The organism is Microcystis sp. M090S1, from assembly GCF_020246295.1.
Lineage (GTDB): Bacteria > Cyanobacteriota > Cyanobacteriia > Cyanobacteriales > Microcystaceae > Microcystis > Microcystis aeruginosa.
This window is the reverse complement of sequence record NZ_JADBTF010000377.1, coordinates 1-5,288: the sequence shown is the minus strand read 5'-3', so window position 1 is coordinate 5,288 and position 5,288 is coordinate 1. Positions and strand designations below refer to the sequence as shown.

Genomic DNA, 5,288 nt, shown 5'->3' with positions numbered 1-5,288 from the left:
GGTTCTTCGGTTTGTGTTATGCAATGGACGGGAGTTATAAGGGGTGAAACCCTTATATAGAAAGACATTGCTTCGATTTTTGCCAATTGTTTTCAATCTAGAACGAGCTAATCAATTAAGTCTCTTGCCAGATAAGGATTTAGCCGATTTCTGCCCCCTGATCGAACCACACCAAGTAACGAAGAACCCAGTTGTCGAAGCAATTTTATTGATTAAAGAAGCTGCTGAAATGGATGAAACGGACTATCTGCTTTCCACAGAAGCTAACCGTCAACATCTCCAAGAGGCAAGAGAATCTCTGAAAAATCCTGATAGTTATATTTATGTAGATGCTGCTAACTGATCAGGAAAGTCGCCTTTCTAACCCGAAGTTTTGATGAGTTTAACCAATGGGCGCTCGCAGACAAAAAAGTTGACGCTAAAATTGTCAGCCTTATTAAAGATGTTCAAAGAGAGCCTTTTTCTGGATTAGGAAAACCAGAAGCATTAAAACATGAACTATCAGGATTATGGTCACGACGCATTACAAAAGAACACCGCCTAGTTTATAGCGTGTCTGATCAAGAAATTGTTATTATTTTCTGTAAATTTCACTACTAATAATCGCCAGAAATTCCAGAACTAGCTTAGAGCAAGAATTAGGGAACACGAAAACTTAAGAAGAATTTCTGAAGAAAGGGAAAACCAACCTACATTTTTCTTTTATTCTTGTCCAACACCACCATCGAATACTGTCCTATCCCTAGATAAATTAATTGAATAGAACATTGCAAGTCAAAACAGGATTATGTTGATTTTGGACTCGACTTTAACACTCTTGAACACTTTAAACAGGATTTAGTATTACACAAGAGCTAGAACCTCTGGAAATGCGTTGCAAGGGAGACCCTTGCAACGAGGTAGAAACGAGAAGAACCACTTACTTATTAATTTTTCACAAAAGTAAATTTACCATTTTTACCATCGGCATCCATTTTAATTTGTGCCACGGAGAATTTATCCTGAATGATTTCTCCTTCGGGAGTAAAAGCAATATCTCCCAAGACAGTGACATACTTACCCGCTAAAATTTCCTGATTTAATTGTTGGCGAATTTGTTCGAGGGAAAGTGTACTGAGTTTATTTTTATCATCTACCCGTTTTAAGGCCTCGACAAAAACTTGAATTCCCGTAAAAGCTTGAGCGGTAAATTGGGGCGGTGCTTTTTTATTTTCTGCTGTATAAGCGGCGACAAAATCCCGATTAATAGGACTATCTAATTCCGGGTTATAAGCTTGAGCAATGATAATGCCATCACATTGAGCTTGACAAACAGGGAAAATATTAGAAGTATTTAAACCATTGCCACCAATAATTAATCCCTGATAGCCTAATTGTCGCAACTGTTTGACCAAATTGCCCCCGTCAGCAACCAAACCAGAAATAACCACTAAATCCGGTTTAATATTGATAGCGGCGGTGGCTTGGTTTTGAAAATCTGTATCGGTGGTTTGGAATTTCTGCACGGTGACAATATCAAGATTTAAACTCTTCAGGGTTTCTTGAAAAGTTTCCGTTTCCGATTTACTAAAAGCATCATTTTGGGCAAAAAAGACAGCCACTTTTTTAATCTTGGGATCGATTTTTAAAGCGGTTTTAACCGCATTGGGAGCGACCACAGCCACAGGAGCGGACACCCTGCCCACATATTCACCGATCTGGGGGATACCTTTAGCGGTGTTAGACGGGCCGAGAATGGGAACTTTGGCTCGATCGGCGATCGGACTAGCGGCAAAAGCTTGTTGGGACAGGGACGGACCAAGAATACCCACCACTTTATCTTGGGTGATGAGGGTATTGATGGCGTTGATCGCTCCCTGTTCATCCCCGGCCACATCCTGGATAATAACTTTAATCGGTGTTCCATTGACTCCGCCCTTTTTATTAAAATATGTTTCAGCCATCTTGACACCGATCACCTGTTCCTGTCCCAATAGGGCGAGATTGCTGGTTTGAGCCAAAGCTGCACCGATGGGAATAGCACCAGTGGCGGCGTTTTCTGCGGGACTGGGGTTAGTTTGACCGGTGGGAGTGCCGGAATTACAGGCCACCACTAGACCAAAAGTGACTAGGGATAAGATTAAGGGGATTAATAAACGTTTTCTGAGCATCTTAACTCTCCAGGAGGCTGATATTGTTGTTGACACTATTATTTCGCTAATCGGGTTGATTTCAGCGATAATTCTCGATGCGATCGGACCGGATTCTGCTCCCTTAGCGCCCTTTCTTTCCCCTAATTTTGTCGATTAACCTCCCCGTCTCACCTCCGTTTTCAGAAAAACGATTTGCCTTTTCTGGTTCTGTCGCCTAACCTAGTAGTTAGGGAATCTATTATCGCCTTTCCCGTCCACAAACCCCGAAGCGAAAACATCCATTTAAGATTATGACTAACCCCGTTATTCACGCCTTTTTCCTCGGACGAGCGATCGCTGAAGTGATCGGTGAACAGCTAGAAGATGCGTTTACCAACGCTTTAAGCGAATTAGGCAAATTTGATGCCGAACAACGGGAAAACCTGCGGCAATTCGTCGAAGAAGTGCAAATGAGAGCCGATCAAGCCATGGAAAAGGGAGTATATACTGGTACAGAGTCCGGTGGTTCCTCCAGTGCCGATGTGCAGGAAAACATCGACGAAATGCGCGCCGAAATCGCCCAATTGCGCTCGGAACTAAAAAACTACCAGAATTAACCCAAAACCCTCTTTTAGTCGCTTTAAAGCCCCAAAAATTGCGTGTCAGCCTTTCTACCCGTCCCCGTTACCCCAGAGTTAAACCCAGCAATGCCGGCCCTCGAAGTCGCCAAAAATAGCTATCGTTGGAATCGAGAAAGCTATTCCATCAATCGTCGTCGTCTAGATATTTGGCGATTCGTTCTGACTGTACTTTATCAATTCTGGCTCAACGGTAAAAAATGGAGCTATAACGGCGGCTATAGCCAAGAAAAACTCGCCGGCAGACGCAGAAAACAGGCCGCTTGGATTCGGGAAACCATGCTAGAATTGGGACCGACTTTTATTAAAGTCGGTCAACTGTTCTCCACTCGCGCCGATCTTTTTCCCCTCGAATATGTGGAAGAACTCTCGAAACTACAGGATCAGGTTCCCGCATTTACCTACGAACAGGCCAGCAAAATTATCGAGGTATCCCTCGGTAAACCCCTGCATAAACTCTTTAAAAGCTTCGATCCCATCCCCCTAGCAGCCGCTAGTTTAGGGCAAGTTCACCGGGCCCAACTGAACACCGGGGAAGATGTGGTGGTCAAAGTCCAACGGCCCGGATTGAAAAAATTATTTAGTATCGATCTGGCCATCCTGAAAAAAATCGCCCAATACTTCCAAAATCATCCTAAATGGGGTAAAGGTCGCGATTGGACGGGTATTTATGAAGAATGCTGTAAAATTCTCTGGGAAGAAACCGATTATCTCAACGAAGGTCGTAACGCCGACACTTTTCGCCGTAATTTTCGCGGGGAAGATTGGGTCAAAGTACCGAAAGTCTATTGGCGCTACACCTCTCCCCGGGTTTTAACCCTAGAATACCTCCCCGGCATCAAAATCAGTCATTATGAGGCCCTAGAAGCGGCAGGACTCGATCGCAAATTGTTGGCTAAACTGGGGGCAAAAGCCTATCTAATTCAACTGCTCAATAACGGCTTTTTTCACGCGGATCCTCACCCTGGCAATATCGCCGTTGATAGTGATGGCTCCTTAATTTTCTACGATTTCGGCATGATGGGACAAATTAAAACCAACGTGCGCGAAAAATTAATGCAGACTCTCTTGGGAATTGCCCAAAAAGATGCCGATCGCGTGGTCACTTCTCTGGTAGATTTAGGAGCATTAGCTGCTAATGGTGATATGGGATCAGTGCGGCGCTCGATCCAGTATATGCTCGATAACTTCATGGATAAACCCTTTGAGGAGCAATCCGTGGCCGCTATCAGCGATGATCTCTATGACATCGCCTACGATCAACCTTTTCGCTTTCCCGCTACCTTTACCTTCGTCATGCGGGCATTTTCTACCCTGGAAGGGGTAGGCAAAGGACTCGATCCCGAATTTAACTTTATGGAAGTAGCCCAACCTTTTGCCCTGCAATTAGTACATGATATGACAGGAAATAATGGCAGTAATATCCTCGATGAGTTAGGACGGCAAGCGGCCCAAGTGAGCAGCACCGCCCTGAGTTTACCCCGACGCATCGATGATACGATCGAAAAATTAGAACGGGGTGATATCCGTGTCCGGGTACGTTCGAGCGAGTCCGATCGACTTTTACGGCGATTGGGTATGATTCAAATGGGAACCAACTATACTTTACTGATCAGTGCTTTGCTTATCTCAGCGACGCTTCTATTTATCAGTGATTTTGGTTGGTTAACTTTAGTGCCGATGGCGATTTCCCTGCTTCCGGGGATAGCCCTCTTGAGACTTTGGCGAAAAATTGAACGTCAGGATCGTATGATGTAATCGATCGCAGGATAATAAATATTGTGTTAGCAGCAGAAATTTCGGTCACTAACCCCGCCCTAAAAGCGACGGGGCTTGCCTAAACCAATTTAGGCGACGCAAGTAGAGACTACCGCATTGAGACACAATCTGGCACAGACCTCCGAATACTTCCCTAGTTCGGATTCCCTCTCAGCTTTATTGGTAAAGCGTTGTTAGACAAGACATCTTGATTGTGTTGCGGTAAGGGAATTTAACTTTACTCTTAAGGATTATCTCCATGGCAAGAGTTCCTGTTATCTCAAAAGACGGAAAACCGTTGATGCCCACCAAACCCAGTCGGGCCAGACGGTGGATTAAGGAAGGAAAAGCTATCGGTAAATTCAACGACTTAGATATTTTCTATGTCCAGCTAATCGATGAACCTTCCGATAGCAAAACCCAACCGATTGCCATTGGTATTGACCCGGGTAAATTATTCTCTGGAATTGGCGTTCAATCCTCTCTTTTTACTCTTTGGAAGGCTCACTTAGAACTTCCTTTTAAACGAGTAAAAGAGCGCATGGACAATCGGTGCTTAATGCGAAAAGGACGTAGAGGAAGACGGATTAACCGCCAACTTTCTTTTAATCTAAGAGCGCATCGACAAAAACGATTCTCAAATAGAAGAACAGGAAAATTAGCTCCCTCAATCAGAGCTAATCGTCAACTTGAACTTCGAGTCGTTTCCGAACTAACCAAAATCTATCCAATTACTGATATTTACTTTGAGTATGTCAAAACCGATATTGATCTAACTTCC

Annotated in this window: 6 protein-coding genes; 5 read left to right on the top strand and 1 reads right to left on the bottom strand. The window is 44.0% G+C overall.

The window, feature by feature from the left end; all coding sequences use genetic code 11:
* The first annotated feature begins 157 nt into the window (after positions 1–157).
* Positions 158–343 (top strand): hypothetical protein, encoded by a 186-nt coding sequence (locus tag IM477_RS16715; RefSeq protein ID WP_353845556.1) that lies wholly within the window; start codon positions 158–160, stop codon positions 341–343.
* The gene (locus tag IM477_RS16710) at positions 343–600 is read left to right on the top strand and encodes a Txe/YoeB family addiction module toxin (RefSeq protein ID WP_287732693.1); all 258 of its coding nucleotides are present in this window, start codon (positions 343–345) and stop codon (positions 598–600) included. The genes IM477_RS16715 and IM477_RS16710 overlap by 1 nt, the downstream gene beginning before the upstream one ends.
* A 326-nt stretch (positions 601–926) precedes the next feature.
* Here the strand turns inward: IM477_RS16710 and IM477_RS16705 are convergent, their stop codons facing one another.
* Entirely contained in the window at positions 927–2,150 is a 1,224-nt protein-coding gene (locus IM477_RS16705; RefSeq protein WP_287732689.1) for an ABC transporter substrate-binding protein, read from the bottom strand.
* A gap of 272 nt (positions 2,151–2,422) precedes the next feature.
* On the opposite strand from IM477_RS16705, the gene IM477_RS16700 reads away from it, so the two are divergent.
* The 3 genes from IM477_RS16700 to IM477_RS16690 form a co-directional block, all read left to right on the top strand.
* Positions 2,423–2,728, top strand: a complete 306-nt coding sequence (locus tag IM477_RS16700; RefSeq protein ID WP_004162702.1) for a DUF6825 family protein — start codon at positions 2,423–2,425, stop codon at positions 2,726–2,728.
* 90 nt (positions 2,729–2,818) lie between these two features.
* The gene (locus IM477_RS16695; protein ID WP_287732692.1) at positions 2,819–4,507 is read left to right on the top strand and encodes an ABC1 kinase family protein; all 1,689 of its coding nucleotides are present in this window, start codon (positions 2,819–2,821) and stop codon (positions 4,505–4,507) included.
* Between the two features lie 259 nt (positions 4,508–4,766).
* Positions 4,767–5,288 (top strand): RRXRR domain-containing protein (locus tag IM477_RS16690; protein ID WP_287732688.1); only part of this gene is annotated, 522 nt, incomplete at its 3' end.